The organism is Pseudoflavonifractor sp. MCC625 (assembly GCF_018784545.1).
GTDB lineage: Bacteria > Bacillota > Clostridia > Oscillospirales > Oscillospiraceae > Pseudoflavonifractor_A > Pseudoflavonifractor_A gallinarum.
Genome location: NZ_WQOJ01000039.1, coordinates 39,674 through 59,867, shown reverse-complemented (window position 1 = coordinate 59,867; position 20,194 = coordinate 39,674). Strand labels below are relative to the sequence as shown.

Genomic DNA, 20,194 nt, shown 5'->3' with positions numbered 1-20,194 from the left:
CACATTTCACAAAAGAGCGTGGAGCGCCTCTATCCCTCCAGCCAGCCCTGGAATTCCTCCAACAGCTCCATGGCCTTGAATTTGACCACATAGCCCTCGTCCTCCCCGGTGATAAGGGAGACCTCCCGGTCCTCCAGTCCGCCCTCCAGGGCGGTCTCAGCGGTATTCTCGGTCACCGAGCCCAGACAGAGGGGCGGAAAGACCACACACCACCAGTTGCGGCCGCCGCCCTCGCCGATGGTCACCCGCAGAGCGGTGTACTCCCCTGCGGGGAAGGCAAAGTCGGTGTACTCCTTGGTGGGAAACCACACGTCGTGCTCCAGCGAGGCGGTGACGGGATAGGAGTACCCCTGCTCGCCCACCACACGGGCCCCGGCATCGGCAATGGCGGGCAGGGCCTGGGTGAGGGCCTGCTCGGCCTCCTCCAACTCCACCCCAGGCGGGACCACCCCGTCCGCGGCGGCCAGCACCGCATCTCGCACCGCCAGCTTCAGCGCCTGGTCCTCCTGGGTGTCAGAATTGGCCAGCACATGCAGGCGCACCACCTTGTCCGCCAGGGCGGCTTGCTCCCCATCCAGGCGTACCCCCCACAGGGCTGCCGCCGCCACCCCCAGAAGAAGGGCCAATTCCCACCGGCGCAATGTAGTCTTTTTGGTTCCAGTCCGCTCTTTCATATCGTTCACCGTCCATGTTATGTATTGCCTTTAGTGTGGACACGGCGGATGGAACTTAAACCTCTTTCCACAAAAAAGGATCGGACGGTGGAAAACCGTTCGATCCTTTTCCAATATACTGTATACGCTCCCGCTCAGATGGTGACCGTGAGGAAGGTCTCCGTGTAGGTCTGGCGCAAATCGTGGTAGGCCCGCCAGGCCCCCACCAGGGTGTCAAAGAGGCCGAACACAGTGGGTCCGGTGCCGCTCATACAGGCCCCCAGCGCGCCGTGGCGGATAAGCTCGGTCTTGATCTCGGCCACGGTCCCCCCCTGATTGCGGGGGAGCACATCCTCAAAGACATTGTACATCCGCCGGGCCACACCCAGTACATCGCCATTTTCCAGGGCCTGGAGCATTCCTCGGGTATCCGGATGGCAGTGGAGCTTCATCCCGTCGATCCGGGCAAAGAGCTCCGGGGTGGACACCGCAAAGTGGGGCTTGCAGATCACCACAAAGCACCAGGGCAGGCTGGGCAGCGGGGTGAGTATCTCCCCCCGGCCCTCAGCCAGCGCAGTTCCGCCCAGGACGCAGTAGGGGACATCTGATCCCACCCGCTCCCCCAGGGCGGCCAGCTCCTGGGACGCATACCCCAGCTTCCAGGCCTGGTTGAGCGCATTGAGCACCGCCGCAGCGTCCGAACTCCCGCCCCCCATACCGGCGCAGACCGGAATGGACTTCTCCAGATCGATGCGCAGGCCATTGGGGTCCATACCGGCCGCCTCGCACAGGTGGAGTGCGGCGGAAGCGGCCAGATTGTTCTTCCCCGTAGGGAGAAAATCCAGGTTGGAGCTCACTGCTATCCCCCGCTCCGCTTCCCGGCGGATGGTCACGGTGTCACACAGGGCCACCGACTGCATGACCATGCAGAGGTCGTGGTACCCGTCGCTCCGCTTCCCCAGGACGTCCAGAGTCAGATTCAGCTTGGCGCGGGCCTTGGTCACGATTGGTTCCATACCGTCTCCTCCATTCAGCGGATCTTGCGGGCTTCCAGATAGAAGCGCTTGTCCTGGGCCCGGCCCAGAGAAAAGGTCTTGCGGGGGAGCATTCCATCTCTCCACACGGCGGGGAGCAGTGCCTCCTTGTCCAGCGCCGGCAGCAGGAAGGCCAGGTTACCCGCCCTGCCCGCCAGACGGCGGGCCACTTCCCCGCCATGGATATAGTCCATTCGTCCACCCATGCGGTGGAGATAGTGATTCAAAAACCGCTGAAGCGTCTCGATCTCCAGCGCCGCATCCGGGGCGGGCACGGTGACGCATCCCTCCCCACCTGCGTGGACATAGCGGAGCACATGCCCCGCTCCGTCGCCGTAGTGGGCGCCCGGATAAAAACGCACCAGCGCGGCGAGAACCTCACTGGGCTCCACGCCGAAGAGCACCCGGTGGACCGGCTCGAAAGTCAGGCTCTCGTCGTGGAGGTTGACCAGCTCGGCCAGGGCGTACCGGGCCGGGAGGTTCTCCCACTGCTCGCGCGGCGTCAGGCGCTTTTGCCGCTCGTAGCACTCCTTGGCCGTGGCCAGAGAGTGGTTCCCGTCTCCCACCAGCAGGGCAATGGGCCATCCCTCCGCTCCGTGGCGCCGCCGGAAGGTCTCGGGGGCCAGAATCTCCCCCAGGAGCGCCTCCGCATGGGCCAGCTGCTCCGCCCCCAGCTTCCACCCCCGCAGATGGCCACCCCCCTCCATCAGATCAAAGTCATAGAGGGGCTCCATGTGCTCCCGCTCGCCGGAGAGCCATCCCATGAGGCGGTCCTCCGGATCGTCGGCCAGCAGCAGGGCGTGGGGGAGCTCCAGCGAGGCGTTCTTCCGCAGCGACACCCGGGGCGGGAGCCGGTTCAGATCTACCCCCTCGGTGGCGCGCACCGGCGCACGGGAGTCCTCCTCATAGTCGTAGGCCTCCAGATCCACCGCACCCAGCAGGCCACGGCGCACCGCGCCGCCCTCCAGTGTCCGCTCCACATAGATCATGGAGGCGGGCAGCCGGCGGAAGCGCTCCTCCCGCAGATAGTGGGTCATGGTATTGTTGATCTCCACGATGTCGGTCTCCACATTGGGACCGTCCAGACAGCTCTCGGGGAGAATCAGCCGCAGAGCGGAGGGAGCGCCGCCCACAAATTCCTCCACCCGCTGCCAGTACTCCGGCTGTGAGGTGTACTGATCGCAGGCCACCACCGCCCATTTTTCATAGGAGCAGTCCCGGGGCAGCAAAATATCCGCACGCCCGAAGGGCACATGCGCATCCGATGGCATCATGGTTCTCCCTTCCTTTCCGGCGCCGGCAGCTCCATCGCCCTCCGGATCCCCGCAAGCAGTTCCTCATAGGTGTCACAGGCCGGCAACTCCGGATGGGCCGCCCGGATGGCCGGGGTACTGCGGAAGAGGAAGCCCGCCTTGCCGGCCTGGAGCATGTCCAGGTCGTTATAGCTGTCCCCGGCGGCAATGGTCTCATACCCGGCCGATTGCAGCGCCCGCACCGTGGTGAGCTTGGTCTGAGGGCAGCGCAGGTGCACCCCGGTGATGGTGTTCCCGTCGGCGGCTGTCTCCAGACGATTGCACAGCAAAGTTGGCCAGTTGAGCTGCTCCATCAGGGGCCTTGCAAACTCCTCAAAGGTATCGCTGAGGATGACCGCCTGGGTGAAGGAGCGCAGTTCGTCCAGAAAGGCTCTCGCCCCGGGAAAGGGGCGCATATGGGCAATGGTCTCCTGCAATTCCCGCAGGCCCAGCCCATGCCGGCGCAGATGAGCCAGACGGTACTCCATAAGCCTTCCGTAGTCGGGCTCATCCCGGGTCGTGCGCTCCAGCGCGGGAATGCCGTGCTCCCGGGCAAAGGTCACCCAGATCTCGGGCACCAGCACCCCCTCCAGGTCCAGACAAACGATGTACATCCCGCTCCTCCTTTTTCGGTCACGCTCCGGCAGCGTTATCCCTCCCGGGCCTGCTTCTTGCGCAGGTTGGTGAGGAAGTTGTCCATCCGGGTGAGCGCCTCGGCGATGTCCTTCATCCCCGTGGCATAGCAGCAGCGCACAAAGCCCTCGCCGCCCGGGCCGAAGGCGGAGCCGGAGATGACGGCCACCTTCTCTTCCATCAGGAACCGCTCGCAGAACTCATCGGAGCTCAGTCCGCTGGAGCGGATGTCCGGGAAGACATAGAAGGCGCCCTTGGGCTCAAAGCAGGGCAGACCGATGCGCCGCAGGCCCTCCACCAGGTAGCGGCGGCGGCCGTCGTACTCGTCCCGCATCTTCTCAATGTCCACGTCGCCGTTGCGCATGGCCTCCACCGCGGCGTACTGGCTCACGGTGGGGGCGGACATGATGCCGAACTGGTGGAGCTTGAGCATCTGCCGGATGATCTCCTTGGGACCGCAGACATAGCCCATGCGCCAGCCGGTCATGGCATGGCTCTTGGAGAAGCCGTTGACCACGATGGTCCGGTCCTTGAGCTCCGGCAGGTTGGCCGGGGAGACATGGTGCTGCCCATAGGTCAGCTCGGCGTAGATCTCGTCGGAGAGGACCATGATGTCGGTTCCCTCCAGCACCTTGGCGATCTCCTCCAGGTCCTTGCGCTCCATGATGCCTCCGGTGGGGTTGTTGGGGAAGGGAAGCACCAGCACCTTGGTACGGGGAGTGATGGCGGCACGCAGCTCGTCGGCGGTCAGACGGAACTCGTTTTCCGCCTTGGTCTCCACCAGCACCGGCGTGGCCCCCGCCATGTTGGCCAGCGGGCCGTAGCACACAAAGGAGGGGACGGGGACAATGACCTCATCCCCCGGATTGACCAGGCAGCGCAGGGTCAGGTCGATGGCCTCGCTGCCGCCCACCGTGACGATGATCTGGCTGGCAAAGTCATATTGCAGGTCAAAGCGGCGGTTCAGATAGGCGGCGATCTCCCGCCGCAGCTCGGCCATACCGGCATTGGAGGTGTATTTGGTAAATCCCTTCTCCAGGGAGTAGATGCCCGCGTCCCGGATGTGCCAGGGGGTCACAAAGTCCGGCTCGCCGATGCCCAGAGAGATGGCGTCCTTCATCTCCTCCAGGATGTCAAAGAAGCGCCGGATCCCGGAGGGCTGGACGTTCTTGATCCGGTCGGACAGAATGTTTTCATAGTTCATGAGAAGATCAGCTCCCTCTCCTGTTCCTCGGCTTTTTCAAAAATCAGATGCTTTTCCTTATATTTTTTCAGGATAAAGTGGGTGGCCGTGCCGGTCACATCCTCCAGCGTAGCCAGACGCTGACCCACGAACTGGGCCACCTCTTTCAGGGTGCGGCCGGAGATGATGACCGTCAGGTCAAAGGCGCCCGACATGAGATAGACGCTCTCCACTTCATCATACTGATAGATGCGCTCGGCCACCCGGTCAAATCCCTCGCCCCGCTGCGGCGTGACCTTGACCTCGATGAGAGCCGTGACCGCCTCCCGGTCGGTGCGGTCCCAGTCCACGATGGCCTTGTAGCCCAGCACGATCTTCTCTTCCTCATACATACGGATGGTCTTTTCGACCTCCTCCACCGTCATACCGGACATGGAGGCCAGCTGCTCATGGGTGAGGGTACAGTCCTCTTCCAGGAGTTGAAGCAGTTTTTTCATGCAAGTTTCCTCCTATCTTCTCCCATTTTTATTCCAAACAAAAGGCATGGTCCTAATTTTGATTATTATACTCCCTGGTGTATGTCGAATACAATAGCAGCCCTTTCCCTCGACAAAACTCTGCCATCCTGCACAATTTTTTGTCGAAAATATAGAAATCTTTTCTACATTTTCGTTAAAATTTCACTGGAATTTTCATTTATCCAGTGATATGATGAATCATATTCGCTGATTCTGCCCATTTCTTCCCATCCATTGGCCCCATCGGTCTGTGCCGGGAGTATCCACGCTTCCTTCAAGGAGAACGCTTTATGGAATACATCGACCTCGTCAACCGAATCATATCCGCCGAACACAGCGCCAGTGCGCTGGCGCAGGAGGCCCGGGAGAAGCAGGCCTCCCTGGACGCCGATCTGGAGCGGGAATGCGCCCAGCTGCGGCAGCGGTATCTGGAGCGGGCCCAGCGCCGGATCTCCATTGTGGAGGAGACCGAGGCGCAGCTCGCTGCCGAATCCATGGCCGCGGTGGATGCGCGCCTCTCCCACGCCATGGAGGCGCTGGAGGGGGCATACCGTGCCCATCAGCAGGAGTGGGTGGACGCCCTCTTCGCCCGGGTGGTGGGGCAGACGCCATGATCCGAGCACAGATGGAGTACGGCGCCCTCTCCTCCAAGGTCCACGCCCTGTATGGAAAGCGGCTCCGGTTGGCAGACTTTGAACATATGGCCTCTCTCCGGACCGAGGCCGAACTCTCCGAGTATCTGCGGAGCCATCCGGCCTGGTCCGCCTGCGCCGCCCGCCTCGCGGGCGGCGTCTATATCGGCCGGGTGGAACTGGAGCTGGCCCTCTGGGACCAGTTCCGGACCGATTACCGTAAGCTGCTCCACTTTATCCCAAGGGCGGACAAGGCCCTCTTCACCTTCCCCATCCTGCTCCAGGAACAGCGGGCCATCCTCTCCACCCTGCGGCGGCTCAAGGCGGGCCACCCCCTCTCGCCCCTTCCCCGATCCATTCTGCACAGCACGCTGGACCTCCAGGCCCTCGCCTCCTGTACGGACTTTGACGGGCTGACCGCCGCGGCCCGGGATACCATCTATGCCCCCGCCCTGCACCGGCTGCGTCCGGCCCAGGCGGGTACTCTCCCCGACTATACGGGAGCGGAAACCCTGCTCCGTTCCACGTATTTCTCCCACATGTACCATATCATCCACAAGTGCTACCGGGGAGAGACCAAGGCGGTGCTGCTGCGCTCCTATGGGGAGCAGATCGACTGGTTCAATCTGATCCATATTCTCCGTCTCAAGACCTATTTCCCCGGCCAGTCGGACTATCTGCCCGTCCTCTTCCCCTTTAATTACCGCCTGCGCCCCGAGATGATCCGCGCCCTGTGCGCCGCACCGGACCTCTCCAGTGCGCGGGAGCTGCTCCGGGACACTCCCTATGCCGCCGGTCTCTCTTCCAGCGGAGTAGAGGAGCTGGAGGACGCCTTCCGCCGGGCCTTTTATACCTTCAACCGCCGTCAGCTCACCCATGGCACCCCCTCGATCTATACCGCCATGGCCTACCTCAATCTGAAGGACCTGGAGCTCCATGCTCTGGTGAGTCTCATCGAGTCGGTCAAATACGGCGTACCCTACGACACTTCTCTGGCCCGCCTGTTTGGCTGAGCCTGACTTCCTTCCACAAAGGAGATGATCGGATGTCTGTTGTTCCCATGCGGCTTCTCACCGTGGCCGGTCCTCTGGAGCAGTTTGACGCGGTAGCCGCTTCCTGCGTGCTCGACCAGGAATTCCACCCGGAAAACGCCCTCTCTCTCATGGAGCGGGTGGGGCATTTGCGGCCCTTTGCCTACTCCAATCCCTATGCCGCTCCCCTGCGGCGGGCCGAGGAGCTGCTGGACGCGCTGGGCCTCTCCCCCGCCTATGAGCCCTTTGACGAGCCCTTGGATCTGGAGGCGATCTCCGGCTACTTCGACACGCTGGCGCAGACGCTGGACACGCTGACCAGCCGGAAGAGCCGGCAGGCCGAGCTCTTGGAGGAGGACCGCAGCATCGCGCTGGAGCTGGAGCACCTGCGCGGTCTCTCTACCCAGCTGGAACAGCTGTGGCACCTGGACTTCATCCGCTTCCGGTACGGCTATCTCCCGCGGGAGACCTACGACAGCTTTCAGTCCGCGCTCAATGAGCACGAGGAGCTCTTCTTCATCCCCACCAATGTGGAGGCCCGCCGGGTCTATGGCATCTACTTCACCGCGCGGGAGGGCCACGAAAAGGTGGACGCCCTCTTTACCTCCCTCCACTTTGTCCGCATCCACCTGGACCCAGCGGTCCACGGTACGCCCGAGGAGGCCATTGACGAGCTCACGGCCCTGGCTGCCAAGGCCTCGGACAAGCTGCGCACCCTGGAAGAGGAGCGGGACGCCTTTGCCGCCCGGGAGTGCGCCCATCTGCGTTCGGTCTGCTCCGCGCTGCGCTACCACAGTGAGCTCTATGATCTGCGCCGCTATGCCGCCCACTCCCGGGAGAGCTTCTATCTCATGGGCTGGGTGCCGGTAGACGGGCTGGATGCGGTGATGAAGGCCCTCTCCGCCTTTCCCGAGTGCTCCTGTGTGGTGGACCGGGCCGATGAACAGACGGCTTCCGTCAAGCCCCCCACCAAGCTGCGCAACTGTTTCCTGGGTCGGATCTTTCGCCCCTTCCTGGAGATGTACGGCCTGCCGGCCTATCACGAGCTGGACCCCTCGGTCTTTCTGGCCCTCACCTACTGCCTGTTCTTCGGCATCATGTTCGGCGATCTGGGGCAGGGCCTGGGCCTGGCGCTGATCGGTCTCATTCTGGCCAAGTGGAAGGGGATGTGGCTGGGCAACATTATCGCCCTGTGCGGCTTGTCCGGCGCCCTCTTCGGCTGCGTATACGGCAGCGTATTCGGTTTTGAAGATCTGCTCCCCGGCTTCAAGATTCTGGAGGAGAGCAGCCTGCTCCCCGGCTCCAGCAACGTGCTGGTGCTCCTGCTCTGCTCGGTGGGTCTGGGTGTGTGTATGCTGCTGCTGGTGATGGGCCTGAACATCTATAACGGCATCCGGCAGCGGGACATGGAGAAGATCTTCTTCGGTCCCAACGGGGTAGCAGGCATTCTCTTCTACGTGGGACTCATCGTGGCCGCCCTCTCTACTCTGGTCTTTGAAGTAAACCTCTTTGTCCCGGCCTATGTGCTGCCCGTCCTGGTCCTGCCGCTGGTCTGCATCCTGCTGCGGGAGCCCCTTTCCCTGCTGTGCTCCGGCGACCCGGCCTGGAAGGAGACCAAGCTGGGAGAGGTGCTGAGCATCGGCCTCTTTGAGCTCTTTGAGACCCTGCTCTCCTATCTCACCAACACCCTCTCCTTCCTGCGGATCGGGGCCTATGCCATCACCCACGTGGGCCTCATGATGGTGGTCCATATGCTGGCCGGCTCGGATCTCAACCCGGTGGTCATCGTACTGGGCAATCTCTTCGTCATGGGCTTTGAGGGCCTTCTGGTGGGTATCCAGGTGCTCCGTCTGGAGTTCTATGAGCTCTTCGGCCGCTTCTATGAGGACGGGGGCATCCCCTTCCGGCCCAAAAAGATTCAGTACACCGCCCGCAGCGGCGAGGAATAAATTTGTGGAGGCATCTCACATGAAATATCTGATCGTTCTCTTTGCCAGCCTGGCTATGTTTTCCCCTCTCTTTCTCACCGGAATCCGCCGCTACACCGGCCGGAAGGCCCGGCGGGCCCTGGGGGCCAACATCGCGTCCTTCTTCGCCTGCCTGATCCTGGCCACCGTGCTGGGCTTTGGCGGCAGCGCTTCCGCCGCAGGGGAGAGCGCCGCCGCGGCCGCCGGGGGACTTGCCGAGGGACTCAAGTACATCGGCGCGGCCCTGGCCGTTGGCCTGTCCGGCATCGGCGGCGGCATCGCCGTGGCCGCGGCCGCCTCTTCCGCGCTGGGCGCCATCTCGGAGAATGAGAAGGCCTTTGGTAAGGCGCTGATCTTCGTGGGCCTGGCCGAGGGCGTGGCTCTGTACGGCCTGATCGTGGCCCTGCTGCTCCTGTTCGCCTAAGCGGCAAAGGGGGCTTTTTCCGTGAAATACTTTGTGATCACCGACAGTACGGATACCCAGGTGGGTCTCCGCCTGGCCGGCATCGAGGGTGTGGTGGTCCGGGACGCCGAGGCCGCTGGGAAGGCCATCCGGGAGGCATCGGCCGACCCTGAGATCGGGGTACTCCTCATCACCGAGGGCCTGGCCGCCCTGTGTGAGGAGCTCATCGCCCCCATGAAGCTCACCGCCCATCGTCCCCTGGTGGTGGAGATTCCCGACCGGCACAGCCTGGGGCGCGCCAGCGATTCCATCACCCGCTACATCCGGGAGGCCATAGGCGTAAAGCTCTGATCCCTCCCGCTACCTTGATCCATGGAGGACTCCACTATGCCAGAACTATCCGAAAAACTGGACCGCTTTACCGCTCTGCTCCTCTCCCAGGCCGCCGCGGAGAATGAGCGCACCATGCAGGAACTGAAAGAAAAGCATGATGCCGCCCTCTCCAGCGCGGAGGATCAGATCCTGCTGGAGGCCTATACTTACATCCACGGCGAGGTCTCCCGCATCCGCAGCGAGCAGGGCCGCAAGGTCTCCCGCCATCTGCTGGAGAGCAAGCAGGCCCTCTACCGCCGGCGGGAGGAGATCGCCGGGGAGGTTTTTTCCCTGGTGCGGGAGCGCATCGGCGCCTTTACCGCCACACCTGCTTACGCCGACCAGCTCCGCGCCCGCCTGCAGGAGGCCGCCGCCCAGCTAGAAGGTGCAGAGGATCTGGTGCTCTATCTCCGGAGCGCGGACCTCTCTCTGGGCGAGCAGCTGCGGGAGGCACTGCCTGGCCGGAGCCTGGATATCCGTCCGGGTCCCTTTGCCCTGGGCGGCTTGATCCTGGAATCGGCCTCCCTGCGCCTGCGTCTGGACGCCTCCTATGACACTGCCATGGAGGAGCTGAGCGGTCATTTTGCCAGTCTGGTGGGGCTCTCCCTGGCCGCTCCGGCCGATGAGATCCCGGAGGAAGGGGGTGCGCAGGCATGAGCTATACGATCTACGGCATCAACGGCCCTGTCGTCACGGTACGCGGCGGCCGGGGGCTGGCCATGATGGACATGGTCCGGGTGGGCGACATGGGCCTGATCGGCGAAGTGGTGGGCGTGGAAGGCGACACCACCACCGTACAGGTCTATGAGGACACCGCCGGACTGATCCCCGGTCAACCGGTGACCAGTCTGGGGGCTCCCATGTCCATCACCCTGGGCCCCGGCCTGCTCAACAACATCTTTGACGGCATCGCCCGGCCCCTCAAGGTCATGGAGGAGCGGAGCGGTCCCTTCCTGGACCGTGGGCTGGACATCCCCACCCTGGACCCGGACCGCCGGTGGGAGACCACTGTTCTGGTCCGGGAGGGAGACCAACTCAAAGCGGGAGACTGCTATGCCCAGTGTCCTGAGACCACCCTCATCACCCACCGCTGTCTGGTGCCCGCCGGGCTCTCCGGCCGGGTGACTCATGCCGCCCCAAATGGCTCCTACACCGTGGCGGATGCGCTGATCGAGCTCACCGATGACCGAGGGACAGTCCACACCCTCCGACTGTCCCAGAGCTGGCCCATCCGCACCCCCCGCCCCATGGGAGAGCGGCTTCCCATCCACCGCCCCCTCATCACGGGACAGCGTATCATCGACACCCTCTTCCCCATCGGAAAAGGGGGCGCCGCCGCCATTCCCGGTCCCTTTGGCGCCGGCAAGACCATGACCCAGCACCAGCTGGCCAAGTGGTCCGACGCCGACATCATCGTCTATCTGGGATGCGGTGAGCGCGGCAACGAGATGACCCAGGCCCTGGAGGAGTTTTCCGAGCTGCTGGACCCCAAGAGCCAGCAGCCTCTGATGAACCGGACCATTCTCATCGCCAACACCTCCAATATGCCCGTGGCCGCCCGGGAGGCCTCGGTCTATACCGGCATGACCATCGCCGAGTACTACCGGGATATGGGCTACCACGTGGCCCTCATGGCCGACTCCACCTCCCGCTGGGCTGAGGCCCTGCGGGAGATCTCCGGCCGGCTGGAGGAAATGCCCGCGGAGGAGGGCTTCCCCGCCTATCTCGCCTCCCGCCTGGCCGAATTTTATGAGCGGGCGGGCTATGTCCGCACGCTGGAGGGCAAGGAGGGCAGCGTCACGGTCATCGGCGCTGTCTCCCCTCAGGGCGGCGACTTCTCCGAGCCCGTCACCCAGAATACCAAGCGGTATGTGCGCACCTTCTGGGGATTGGACCGGGCCCTGGCCTACGGGCGGCACTTCCCCTCCATCAACTGGCTCACCTCCTACTCCGAGTACATCGCCGATCTGAAGCCCTGGTATGACCAGCAGGTCAGTCCCCGCTTCATGGCCGACCGGCAGCGGATCTTCACCCTGCTTCAGGAGGAGGACCAGCTTCTGGAGATCGTCAAGCTCATCGGCGCCGACGTCCTCCCGGAGGAGCAGAAGCTGACCCTGGAGACCGCCCGGCTCATCCGGGTGGGCTTCCTGCAGCAAAACGCCTACAACCAGATCGACACTTACGTGCCGCTGGAAAAGCAGTTTCAGATGATGGAGGTCATTTTGGCCCTCTACGACGGGGCAAAGCCCCTGCTGGAGCGGGCCATCCCCCTCTCTCAGATCAAGGCCACCGGAATCTTTGCATCCCTGAGCAAGATCAAATACGAGGTCCCCAACGACACGCCCCAGCGCTTTGAGGGCTATCATGAGGCCATCCGCGCCGCCCTGCGCCAGGTGGATGAGGCCAACCGGTGACCCACCGAATCATGTCAGGAGCTGATACACCATGAGACTGGAATATATGGGGCTCTCGGAGCTCTCCGGTTCCCTCATCGCACTGGAGGGCGTGTCAGGCGTGGCCTACGACGAGACCGCCGAGATTACCCTGCCCGACGGGAAGCGCCGGGCGGGCCGGGTCATCCGCCTGGAGGGGGATAAGGCCATCCTCCAAGTCTTTGAGGGCACTCGTGGGCTCTCCCTGGACAATGCCCGCACCCACTTCACCGGGGAGCCTGTAAAGCTCCCCCTCTCCACCGAGATGCTGGGCCGGATCTTTGACGGCGCGGGCCGGCCCATCGACGGCCTGGGGGAGCTCTACCCGGAGGAGCGCCGGGACATCAACGGCTCGGCCATCAACCCGGTCTCCCGGCACTATCCCCGGGACTGCATCGAGACCGGCATCTCGGCCATCGACTGCAACATGACCCTGATCCGGGGGCAGAAGCTGCCCATCTTCTCCGGCTCGGGCATGAAGCACAACGAGCTGGCCGCCCAGATCGTGCGCCAGGCCCGGGTGGGCGAGGAGCGCAACTTCGCCATCGTCTTTGCCGCCATGGGCGTGAAGAATGACACCGCCGAATTTTTCCGCCGCAGCTTTGAGGAGGCTGGCGCCCTCCAGCGGGTGGTCATGTTCCGCAACCTGGCCTCCGACCCCATTATCGAGCGGATCCTCACCCCCCGCTGTGCCCTCACGGCGGCGGAATATCTCGCCTTCGACAAGGGATACCACGTGCTGGTCATCCTCACGGACATGACCTCCTACTGCGAGGCGGTGCGCGAGTTCTCCTCCTCCAAGGGAGAGATCCCCTCTCGGAAGGGCTTTCCCGCCTACCTCTACTCGGATCTGGCCTCCCTCTATGAGCGGGCCGGCATGATCCGGGGCCGTCCCGGCTCGGTGACTCAGGTCCCCATCCTCACCATGCCCAACGACGACATCACCCACCCCATCCCCGATCTGACCGGATACATCACCGAGGGGCAGATCGTGCTGGACCGGGATTTGGACCAGAAGGGCCTCTATCCGCCGGTCTCCATCCTCCCCTCCCTCTCCCGCCTGATGAAGGACGGCATCGGCGAGGGCTTTACCCGGGCCGACCACCCCGCCCTCTCCAACCAGCTCTTCGCCTCCTATTCCAAGGTGCAGGACGCCCGGAGTCTGGCCAGCGTCATTGGCGAGGACGAGCTCTCCGAGACCGATCGGCAGTACCTGACCTTCGGCCGGGCGCTCGAGCAGCTCTTCATCCGGCAGGACCCCCTCCAGCGCCGCACCATCCCGGAGACCCTGGATCTGGGCTGGAAGCTCCTCACCATTCTGCCCCGGAGTGAGCTGGACCGGGTGGACGACGCCACCCTCCAGGCCCACTATGTGGAGGGGGCCTATCAGAGCCTCCTCTCCGATCTCCCACAGTAATTCTCTCTGGAACGGAAGTGACCTCCTATGTCCGCCATTCTCCCCACCAAGGGTGCCCTGATGGCCGCCAAGCGCTCCCGGGCGCTGGCCGCCACCGGGTATGAGCTCATGGACCGCAAACGCAATATCCTGATCCGGGAGATGATGTCTCTCATGGATACCGCCAAAGAGGTCCAGACCCAGATTGACACGGTCTTTGCCGGAGCCTATGCCGCCTTACAGCACGCCAATGTAAAGCTGGGCATCTGTGATAAGATCGCCGAGGCCGTGGAGGTGGACCAGACACTGGAAATTCAGTACCGCTCCATCATGGGGGTGGAACTTCCCCACCTGCCTGACCGCTCCCCGCCCCCCAAGCCGGACTACGGCTTTGCCTCCACCAGCTCGGCGCTGGATAATGCCTTTATCCAGTTTCACCAGGTCAAGGATCTCATCCGGCAGCTGGCCGAGGTGGAGACCTCCATCTACCGTCTGGCGGTGGCCATCCGCAAGACCCAGAAGCGGGCCAACGCTCTGGAGCACATCGTGATCCCGGACTTTGACCGCACCATCCGTACCATCACCGACGCCCTGGAGGAAAAGGAGCGGGAGGAGTTTGTCCGCCTGAAGGTCATCAAGCGAAACAAAGTCTCCCGATAACAGCAATGCCGCCCGGTCCCATGCGGGACCGGGCGGCATTTTTTAATAGGTATGGTCACAGATCTCACGGATCTTGGCCTGAAGGGCTTTGAGATCGGCAAAGGTCTCGGGCCGCTTGCGGGGGTCCCGCAGCAGCGCCGCCGGGTGGTACAGGGCGGTCATCTGCACGCCCGCCTTCTCAAACCACTGCCCATGCTCCCGGGTGATCTTGAAATCCTCCTTGATGAGCTTCATGGCCGCAATCCGCCCCAGACAGACGATGATCTTGGGCCGAATCAAGGCCACCTGGTTGCGGAGATAGCCGATACAGGCCTCCTGCTCCGCTGCCAGCGGGTCCCGGTTTCCCGGGGGACGGCATTTTACCATATTGCCAATGAAGATCTTGGAGCGGTCCAGCTCGATCATGGCCAGCATCTCGTCCAGAAATTTTCCGCCACGTCCCACAAAGGGACGGCCGGTGAGGTCCTCCTGTTCGCCGGGCCCCTCGCCGATGAACATGACTTCCGCATTCTGAGCGCCCTCGCCGAACACCACATTGTGCCGGGTCTCGCACAGAGGGCAGTTCCGGCAGGACATACAGGCCTCATACAGTTCATTCCACGACTTCATTCTTTCCCTCCTCTCGGTATTCTTCTGGGAAGGAAAACGCAGCTTCTCCTTCCGTCGACGGCTTTCATTGTACCATATCTCCCCGCGCTTGCATACATCCCAGATGCAGAAAGGTCCGCACCCGTGGATGGGTACGGACCTTCCCGCAAGAAGAAAGAGGAATGGGGATGTTCTCACTGGTTTCAACACTCTGCCGCGGCGTTTCCGCAGGCTTTTGTTCCAAATTCATTGTAGAAGCTTTCAAGGAGGAAGTCAAGCCTCCCCCAACGCTTGCCATACAAAACCGTCCGGATGGTTTTCCGTATTTCATTTTTCCCATTTTGGTGCTAATCGTTTGGTTCCTTCTCTTTCCCTGCCATGGTCTGCACGTTTCGTTTTTCATCTAAGTTTCGATTGGCCCCATCGTAATTATAAATCCCGAAAACTCCTCATATCTCCCGTGTTAGGGCAATTTTTCTACCCTAACCTTAAACTTTTATCTGTTCTAAGCGCTTCGTCACCCTGCTGAATCTGATTTCCGCTCCCTGCCGGAAAGGTGCTTTCCTCCGTCGCCTGCCCGGCAGATCCCAGCTACCACATGTCCCAGCAGCAGCAGAGCGATCAGGTTGGGCAGAGCCATCAACCCGTTGAACAGGTCCGCCAGGTTCCAGACCAGATCCACCCGCAGCCCGGAACCTGCCACCAGGGCGGCCAGCACCACCCAGGTATAGACCAGCACGCCGCGCCGTCCAAAGAGGGCTTCCACATTCTGCTCCCCAAAGAAATACCACCCCACCACCGTGGAAAATCCAAAGAGCAGCATACAGATGGCTACGAATCCTTTTCCGGCCTGGCCAAAGGCCCGCTGGAAGGCCAACTGGGCCAGTGCGGTTCCCTCCAGTCCGCTCCCCAGGACGCCGGTCGTGAGCAGGACCAGTGCGGTCAAGGTCAAAATCACAAAGGTGGATACGAATACGCCCAGCATGGCCACGATCCCCTGTTCCTCCGGGCGCTTTACTTTTGCCTGCGCGTGGGCGTGGGGTGTGGAACCGAGTCCCGCCTCATTGGAAAAGAGTCCCCGCGCCACGCCATAGCGGATGGTCTCCCGCAGGGTCAGTCCCGCCGCGCCCCCTGCCACCGCCTGGGGCCGGAAGGCCCCCACAAAGATCGAGCGCACGGCCTCCGGGAGTTCTGTGCGGTTGAGCACCAGAATGGCCGCACACCCGGCCACATAGATCCCTGCCATCAGAGGCACCAGCTTTTCGGTCACAGAGGCCACCCGGCCTACTCCGCCCAGAAAGACAAAGGCAGAGACCACCGCCACACCAATCCCCAACGCCAGCGTTGGAATGTGGAAGGCATGCTGAAAGGCGCCCGCAATGGAGTTGGACTGCACCATATTTCCCATAATTCCCAGCGCCAGAATCAGGAGCACGGAGAAGATCCCCGCCAGGATACGCCCCACCCTGCCCCGCACGGCTGCGCGAATGTAGTAGGCCGGTCCCCCCAATACCGATCCGTCCGGACGGACAGAGCGGTAGGTCTGCGCCAGTACGGCTTCGGCATAGATGGTCGCCATGCCAAAAAAGCCGGAGACCCACATCCAGAAGATTGCCCCTGGTCCTCCGGCCGCCAGAGCCGTAGCACAGCCGGTGATGTTCCCCGTCCCCACCTGGGCCGCAATGGCAGTGGTCAGCGCCTGAAAGGGACTCATGCCTCGGGAACGTTCTGTCCCGCTTTTCCGGCGCAGTCCGGCCGTCAGTGTTCGAACCCCCATGCCCAGTTTCCGTACCTGTACCAGACGCAGCCGCAGGGTAAAATAGATTCCCACGGCCAACAGCACATACAACAGCACATGATTCCAGAGCCACTGGCTCACTGTCCCCAGTATGGTCGCTGCGTCCACACCCATCCGCTCCTTTATCCGTCGACTCGTATGGACCAGTTTCCCCGTTTGTGCGCGGATTTATCCACCTGGAAAAGGAGCTCTGTGGAAAAACATACGGCGCGGGATAATTCCCGCGCCGTACAAAAGAGCGATGCATCAGCAATTACTTTTTCAGAACATGCTCCTCTTCCATGCCCTTGGTGATCCGTACCACAACGCCGGACAGGCAGATCAGAGCAATCAGGTTGGGCAGAGCCATCACCGCGTTGAAGAAGTCGGCCAGGTTCCACACCAGGTCCACCTTCAGCAGAGAGCCAACAAAGACACACAGGATCACGATGATGGAGTAGACATTGACCGCCTTCTGACCAAAGAGGTACTTGATGTTCTGCTCGCCGAAGAAGTACCAACCAATGATGGTGGAGAAGGCAAAGAACAGCAGGCAGATGGCCACAAACATGTTGCCGAAGCTGCCAAAGACCGTGGAGAACGCGGACTGAGCCAGAGAGGCCGCAGTGCTGTCGTCGCCGATCATGTTGGGGGTAACCACACCGCTGGTGAGGATGACCAGCGCGGTGAGGGTCAGAACGATAAAGGTATCGATGAAAACACAGACGATCGCGATATGGCCCTGATCGCGGGGATCCTTCACCTTGGCCATCGCATGGGCATGGGGAGTGGAGCCGAGGCCGGCCTCATTGGAGAACAGACCGCGGGCCACGCCGTAGCGCATAGCAGTCATCATACCGACGCCAGCGCCGCCGCCCAGGATCGCCTGAGGATCAAAGGCGCCCACAAAGATCTGACGGAACACCTCGGGCACGGCCGTGATATGAGCACCGATCACGATCAGGCTGCCCACCAGGTAGCAGATAGCCATAATGGGGACCAGCTTCTCGGTCACAGAGGCGATGCGCTTCACGCCGCCCATAAAGATAAAGCCAGCCAGTACGGCCACGACGACGCCAACCACAGGCTTGGGAACACCGAAAGCAGTCTCAAAGGAGCTGCTGATGGAGTTGGACTGCACCATGTTGCCCATCAGGCCAAGGGCCAGGATGATGGCAATCGCGAAGAAGCCAGCCAGGAACTTTCCAAAGCCGCCCTGGAAACGGGCGCGGATGTAATACACAGGACCGCCGATGACCTGTCCGTCGGGGCCACGGGTCTTATACTTCTGGGCCAGCACAGCCTCTGCATAGATCGTGGACATACCGAGGAAAGCCGCGACCCAAACCCAGAACACTGCGCCGGGACCGCCCAGCAGGATGGCCGTAGCACAGCCCACCACGTTACCGGTGCCGACCTGAGCCGCCACGGAAGTAGCTGCCGCCTGGAAGGAGCTCATGCCGTCCTTATCGGCCTTTTTACCAGAAAGACTGAATCCTCCGAACATCTCGCGCCAGCCGGCGCCGAATTTGCGGATCTGAATAAAACCGAGCCGAACGGTGAACAGGATGCCGGTAAATACCAGTACATAGAGCAGTACGCTGTTCCAGACAAAATTACTGGCCGCACTTACGATAGCCGCTAATTGATCCATAGATATTCATCCTTTCTCTCCACACGGAATCGTTCCTGATGTCCCCCGGCCACACACCTGCCGGGGTGCCTTGCATCGCGCGCCCTTTCACCCCCTGTTTTTATGGGTTCTCGTCAACATATGCACAGCCGGAACCATGCATACCGCATTCCGAACCATGCTGTCATCAAAAAAGCCGGCCCCTGTGACGGGTCCGGCTTTGCAGAGCGCATTCCAACCAATGACATACTGCCGATGCACTCTACTCTGTCCTTTTGCCTGAGAGATCAGTGCTTACGCACCTTACACCTTCGGCCCCCGTCGCTGAGATTCTCCAGAGTTTGTGCCGCCACTTTGTCCATATACCACGAACACTTCCATTTTTCTGTCTTGTGAAAAATTGAATAAAAGACGGACAAAAGAAGCGGCCATCTCTATGCACTTTTTTGATGTGCCCCTATCATAGCCCTTTTTTTCGCTTTCGTCAAGCCATAATCTGGAATAGCTAGGATGAAATTCTCATTTCTATGGCTTTTTTCCAAAAAAATACTTGGCAGTTTAGTCATTTCCAACACTCTTCATATGTCTTTGATATAAAAACATATATAGAATTTCTCCTCCCAGAACAACACAGCAGGGGCGCCGTCTCCAATAGACGGCGCCCCTGCCTTCCGGTTGTGATATTCTTATGCGTTTACCTTGGCCAACGCCGCTTCCAGATCGGCCAGGATATCGTTGATATCCTCAATGCCCACCGAGAAGCGAACCAGATCCGGGGACACCCCGGCCGCATAGAGCTCCTGATCGTTCATCTGCCGGTGGGTGGTGGAGGCGGGATGCAGTACGCAGGTCTTGGCATCGGCCACATGGGTGGCGATGGAGGCCAGATTCAGCCCTGCCATAAAGGTCTCGGCCGCCTCGCGTCCGCCCTTGACACCAAAGGAGACCACGCCGCACACCCCGTTGGGGAGATACTTCTGGGCCAGCCCGTGATACGGATCGCCCTCCAGGCCGGGATAGCGGACCCACGCCACCTTTTCGTGCTTCTGCAGATACTGGGCCACGGCCAGGGCATTGGCGCAGTGGCGGGGAACCCGCAGGTGGAGCGTCTCCAGTCCCACATTCAGGAGATAGGAGTTCATGGGCGCCGGAACGGAGCCGAAGTCGCGCATGAGCTGAACGGTGGCCTTCGTAATATAGGCCCCTGCCACTCCAAACCGCTCCGTGTAGGTCACGCCGTGGTAGCTCTCGTCCGGCGTGCACAGTCCGGGGAATTTGTCGGGATACCGGGTCCAGTCAAAGGCGCCGGAGTCCACGATGGCCCCGCCCACCGCGTTGGCATGGCCGTCCATATACTTGGTGGTGGAGTGGGTGACAATATCGGCCCCATATTCGAAAGGCCGGCAGTTGATAGGCGTGGCAAAGGTGTTGTCCACGATGAGGGGCACGCCGTGGGCGTGTGCTGCCGCGGCAAACTTCTCAAAGTCCAGCACGGCCAGAGCGGGGTTGGCAATCGTCTCGCCGAATACCGCCTTGGTGTTGGGCCGGAAAGCGGCCTCCAGCTCCTCGGGCGTGCAGTCGGGCTCCACAAAGGTAAACTCAATGCCCATGCGCTTCATGGTCACTGCAAACAGATTGTATGTTCCGCCATAGATGGCCGTAGAGGAGACCACATGGTCTCCGCAGGAACAGATGTTGAAGATCGCGTAGAAGTTGGCGGCCTGTCCCGAAGAAGTGAGCATCGCGGCGCTCCCCCCTTCCAGTGCACAGATCTTTGCTGCCACACTGTCGTTGGTGGGATTTTGAAGCCGGGTATAGAAGTACCCGCTGGCCTCCAGATCAAACAGCTTTCCCATAGCCTCGCCCGTCTCATAGCGGAAGGTAGTGGACTGAATGATGGGAATATTGCGGGGTTCTCCGTTTCCGGGGCGGTATCCCGCATGGATGCACTGGGTATTGGGACGCTGCTGGCTCATATTGGGTCTTCCTT

At 61.7% G+C, this 20,194-nt stretch carries 19 protein-coding genes and 1 riboswitch; of the genes, 9 read left to right on the top strand and 10 right to left on the bottom strand.

Going from position 1 to position 20,194, the window contains the following annotated elements; translation table 11 throughout:
* Positions 1 to 29 precede the first annotated feature (29 nt).
* The 6 genes from GPK94_RS12825 to GPK94_RS12800 form a co-directional block, all read right to left on the bottom strand.
* Positions 30 to 674 (bottom strand): stage II sporulation protein R, encoded by a 645-nt coding sequence (locus GPK94_RS12825; protein WP_215656000.1) that lies wholly within the window; start codon positions 672 to 674, stop codon positions 30 to 32.
* Positions 675 to 808: 134 nt separating this feature from the next.
* Positions 809 to 1,669 carry a 4-(cytidine 5'-diphospho)-2-C-methyl-D-erythritol kinase gene (gene ispE, locus GPK94_RS12820; protein ID WP_215655999.1) on the bottom strand — a complete coding sequence of 287 codons (861 nt, stop codon included), beginning with the start codon at positions 1,667 to 1,669 and terminating at the stop codon, positions 809 to 811.
* A gap of 14 nt (positions 1,670 to 1,683) precedes the next feature.
* Entirely contained in the window at positions 1,684 to 2,961 is a 1,278-nt protein-coding gene (locus GPK94_RS12815; protein ID WP_252192634.1) for a DUF1015 domain-containing protein, read from the bottom strand.
* On the bottom strand, positions 2,958 to 3,593 hold the full coding sequence (gene thrH, locus GPK94_RS12810; protein WP_215655998.1) for a bifunctional phosphoserine phosphatase/homoserine phosphotransferase ThrH: 636 nt from the start codon (positions 3,591 to 3,593) through the stop codon (positions 2,958 to 2,960). The genes GPK94_RS12815 and thrH overlap by 4 nt, the downstream gene beginning before the upstream one ends.
* 35 nt (positions 3,594 to 3,628) lie before the next feature.
* Positions 3,629 to 4,816 carry an aminotransferase class I/II-fold pyridoxal phosphate-dependent enzyme gene (locus tag GPK94_RS12805; RefSeq protein ID WP_101691388.1) on the bottom strand — a complete coding sequence of 396 codons (1,188 nt, stop codon included), beginning with the start codon at positions 4,814 to 4,816 and terminating at the stop codon, positions 3,629 to 3,631.
* Positions 4,813 to 5,292, bottom strand: coding sequence for an Lrp/AsnC family transcriptional regulator (locus GPK94_RS12800; RefSeq protein WP_101691389.1), 480 nt, complete (start codon positions 5,290 to 5,292; stop codon positions 4,813 to 4,815). The genes GPK94_RS12805 and GPK94_RS12800 overlap by 4 nt, the downstream gene beginning before the upstream one ends.
* 311 nt (positions 5,293 to 5,603) lie before the next feature.
* Here GPK94_RS12800 and GPK94_RS12795 point away from each other — a divergent pair, with 311 nt between their 5' ends.
* The 9 genes from GPK94_RS12795 to GPK94_RS12755 are packed head-to-tail and all read left to right on the top strand — an operon-like array spanning position 5,604 to position 14,206.
* The gene (locus GPK94_RS12795) at positions 5,604 to 5,927 is read left to right on the top strand and encodes a hypothetical protein (protein WP_215655997.1); all 324 of its coding nucleotides are present in this window, start codon (positions 5,604 to 5,606) and stop codon (positions 5,925 to 5,927) included.
* Positions 5,924 to 6,958: a V-type ATPase subunit gene (locus tag GPK94_RS12790; protein ID WP_215655996.1), complete on the top strand. Its 1,035-nt coding sequence runs from the start codon at positions 5,924 to 5,926 to the stop codon at positions 6,956 to 6,958. The genes GPK94_RS12795 and GPK94_RS12790 overlap by 4 nt, the downstream gene beginning before the upstream one ends.
* Positions 6,959 to 6,990: 32 nt before the next feature.
* Positions 6,991 to 8,925: a V-type ATPase 116kDa subunit family protein gene (locus GPK94_RS12785; protein WP_215655995.1), complete on the top strand. Its 1,935-nt coding sequence runs from the start codon at positions 6,991 to 6,993 to the stop codon at positions 8,923 to 8,925.
* A gap of 19 nt (positions 8,926 to 8,944) precedes the next feature.
* Positions 8,945 to 9,367: an ATP synthase subunit C gene (locus GPK94_RS12780; RefSeq protein WP_215655994.1), complete on the top strand. Its 423-nt coding sequence runs from the start codon at positions 8,945 to 8,947 to the stop codon at positions 9,365 to 9,367.
* A gap of 21 nt (positions 9,368 to 9,388) precedes the next feature.
* The gene (locus GPK94_RS12775; protein ID WP_186964132.1) at positions 9,389 to 9,697 is read left to right on the top strand and encodes a V-type ATP synthase subunit F; all 309 of its coding nucleotides are present in this window, start codon (positions 9,389 to 9,391) and stop codon (positions 9,695 to 9,697) included.
* A gap of 36 nt (positions 9,698 to 9,733) precedes the next feature.
* Positions 9,734 to 10,375 (top strand): V-type ATP synthase subunit E, encoded by a 642-nt coding sequence (locus GPK94_RS12770; RefSeq protein ID WP_215655993.1) that lies wholly within the window; start codon positions 9,734 to 9,736, stop codon positions 10,373 to 10,375.
* Positions 10,372 to 12,132, top strand: coding sequence for a V-type ATP synthase subunit A (locus GPK94_RS12765; protein ID WP_215655992.1), 1,761 nt, complete (start codon positions 10,372 to 10,374; stop codon positions 12,130 to 12,132). Before GPK94_RS12770 ends, GPK94_RS12765 begins: the two co-directional genes overlap by 4 nt.
* Before the next feature lie 31 nt (positions 12,133 to 12,163).
* On the top strand, positions 12,164 to 13,567 hold the full coding sequence (locus GPK94_RS12760) for a V-type ATP synthase subunit B (RefSeq protein ID WP_101691397.1): 1,404 nt from the start codon (positions 12,164 to 12,166) through the stop codon (positions 13,565 to 13,567).
* A gap of 27 nt (positions 13,568 to 13,594) precedes the next feature.
* Positions 13,595 to 14,206, top strand: coding sequence for a V-type ATP synthase subunit D (locus tag GPK94_RS12755; protein WP_195279299.1), 612 nt, complete (start codon positions 13,595 to 13,597; stop codon positions 14,204 to 14,206).
* 42 nt (positions 14,207 to 14,248) lie between these two features.
* On the opposite strand, the gene GPK94_RS12750 is transcribed toward GPK94_RS12755, so the two are convergent.
* The 4 genes from GPK94_RS12750 to GPK94_RS12735 form a co-directional block, all read right to left on the bottom strand.
* Positions 14,249 to 14,815, bottom strand: coding sequence for a uracil-DNA glycosylase (locus GPK94_RS12750; RefSeq protein ID WP_101691399.1), 567 nt, complete (start codon positions 14,813 to 14,815; stop codon positions 14,249 to 14,251).
* A 496-nt stretch (positions 14,816 to 15,311) separates the two neighbouring features.
* Positions 15,312 to 16,706 carry a sodium:alanine symporter family protein gene (locus GPK94_RS12745; protein ID WP_215655991.1) on the bottom strand — a complete coding sequence of 465 codons (1,395 nt, stop codon included), beginning with the start codon at positions 16,704 to 16,706 and terminating at the stop codon, positions 15,312 to 15,314.
* A 139-nt stretch (positions 16,707 to 16,845) separates the two neighbouring features.
* Positions 16,846 to 18,225 carry a sodium:alanine symporter family protein gene (locus tag GPK94_RS12740; protein ID WP_215655990.1) on the bottom strand — a complete coding sequence of 460 codons (1,380 nt, stop codon included), beginning with the start codon at positions 18,223 to 18,225 and terminating at the stop codon, positions 16,846 to 16,848.
* Between the two features lie 236 nt (positions 18,226 to 18,461).
* A riboswitch (glycine riboswitch) is annotated at positions 18,462 to 18,552 on the bottom strand.
* A 338-nt stretch (positions 18,553 to 18,890) separates the two neighbouring features.
* Positions 18,891 to 20,180, bottom strand: coding sequence for a PLP-dependent transferase (locus GPK94_RS12735; protein ID WP_186964137.1), 1,290 nt, complete (start codon positions 20,178 to 20,180; stop codon positions 18,891 to 18,893).
* Between the last annotated feature and the right edge of the window lie 14 nt (positions 20,181 to 20,194).

What these genes read in the sequence shown, in the direction of transcription:
- GPK94_RS12825 (WP_215656000.1), bottom strand. Translation starts at nt 674, where the DNA reads ATGAAAGAGCGGACTGGAACCAAAAAGACTACATTGCGCCGGTGGGAA.
- ispE (WP_215655999.1), bottom strand. Translation starts at nt 1,669, where the DNA reads ATGGAACCAATCGTGACCAAGGCCCGCGCCAAGCTGAATCTGACTCTG.
- GPK94_RS12815 (WP_252192634.1), bottom strand. Translation starts at nt 2,961, where the DNA reads ATGATGCCATCGGATGCGCATGTGCCCTTCGGGCGTGCGGATATTTTG.
- thrH (WP_215655998.1), bottom strand. Translation starts at nt 3,593, where the DNA reads ATGTACATCGTTTGTCTGGACCTGGAGGGGGTGCTGGTGCCCGAGATC.
- GPK94_RS12805 (WP_101691388.1), bottom strand. Translation starts at nt 4,816, where the DNA reads ATGAACTATGAAAACATTCTGTCCGACCGGATCAAGAACGTCCAGCCC.
- GPK94_RS12800 (WP_101691389.1), bottom strand. Translation starts at nt 5,292, where the DNA reads ATGAAAAAACTGCTTCAACTCCTGGAAGAGGACTGTACCCTCACCCAT.
- GPK94_RS12795 (WP_215655997.1), top strand. Translation starts at nt 5,604, where the DNA reads ATGGAATACATCGACCTCGTCAACCGAATCATATCCGCCGAACACAGC.
- GPK94_RS12790 (WP_215655996.1), top strand. Translation starts at nt 5,924, where the DNA reads ATGATCCGAGCACAGATGGAGTACGGCGCCCTCTCCTCCAAGGTCCAC.
- GPK94_RS12785 (WP_215655995.1), top strand. Translation starts at nt 6,991, where the DNA reads ATGTCTGTTGTTCCCATGCGGCTTCTCACCGTGGCCGGTCCTCTGGAG.
- GPK94_RS12780 (WP_215655994.1), top strand. Translation starts at nt 8,945, where the DNA reads ATGAAATATCTGATCGTTCTCTTTGCCAGCCTGGCTATGTTTTCCCCT.
- GPK94_RS12770 (WP_215655993.1), top strand. Translation starts at nt 9,734, where the DNA reads ATGCCAGAACTATCCGAAAAACTGGACCGCTTTACCGCTCTGCTCCTC.
- GPK94_RS12765 (WP_215655992.1), top strand. Translation starts at nt 10,372, where the DNA reads ATGAGCTATACGATCTACGGCATCAACGGCCCTGTCGTCACGGTACGC.
- GPK94_RS12760 (WP_101691397.1), top strand. Translation starts at nt 12,164, where the DNA reads ATGAGACTGGAATATATGGGGCTCTCGGAGCTCTCCGGTTCCCTCATC.
- GPK94_RS12755 (WP_195279299.1), top strand. Translation starts at nt 13,595, where the DNA reads ATGTCCGCCATTCTCCCCACCAAGGGTGCCCTGATGGCCGCCAAGCGC.
- GPK94_RS12750 (WP_101691399.1), bottom strand. Translation starts at nt 14,815, where the DNA reads ATGAAGTCGTGGAATGAACTGTATGAGGCCTGTATGTCCTGCCGGAAC.
- GPK94_RS12745 (WP_215655991.1), bottom strand. Translation starts at nt 16,706, where the DNA reads ATGGGTGTGGACGCAGCGACCATACTGGGGACAGTGAGCCAGTGGCTC.
- GPK94_RS12740 (WP_215655990.1), bottom strand. Translation starts at nt 18,225, where the DNA reads ATGGATCAATTAGCGGCTATCGTAAGTGCGGCCAGTAATTTTGTCTGG.
- GPK94_RS12735 (WP_186964137.1), bottom strand. Translation starts at nt 20,180, where the DNA reads ATGAGCCAGCAGCGTCCCAATACCCAGTGCATCCATGCGGGATACCGC.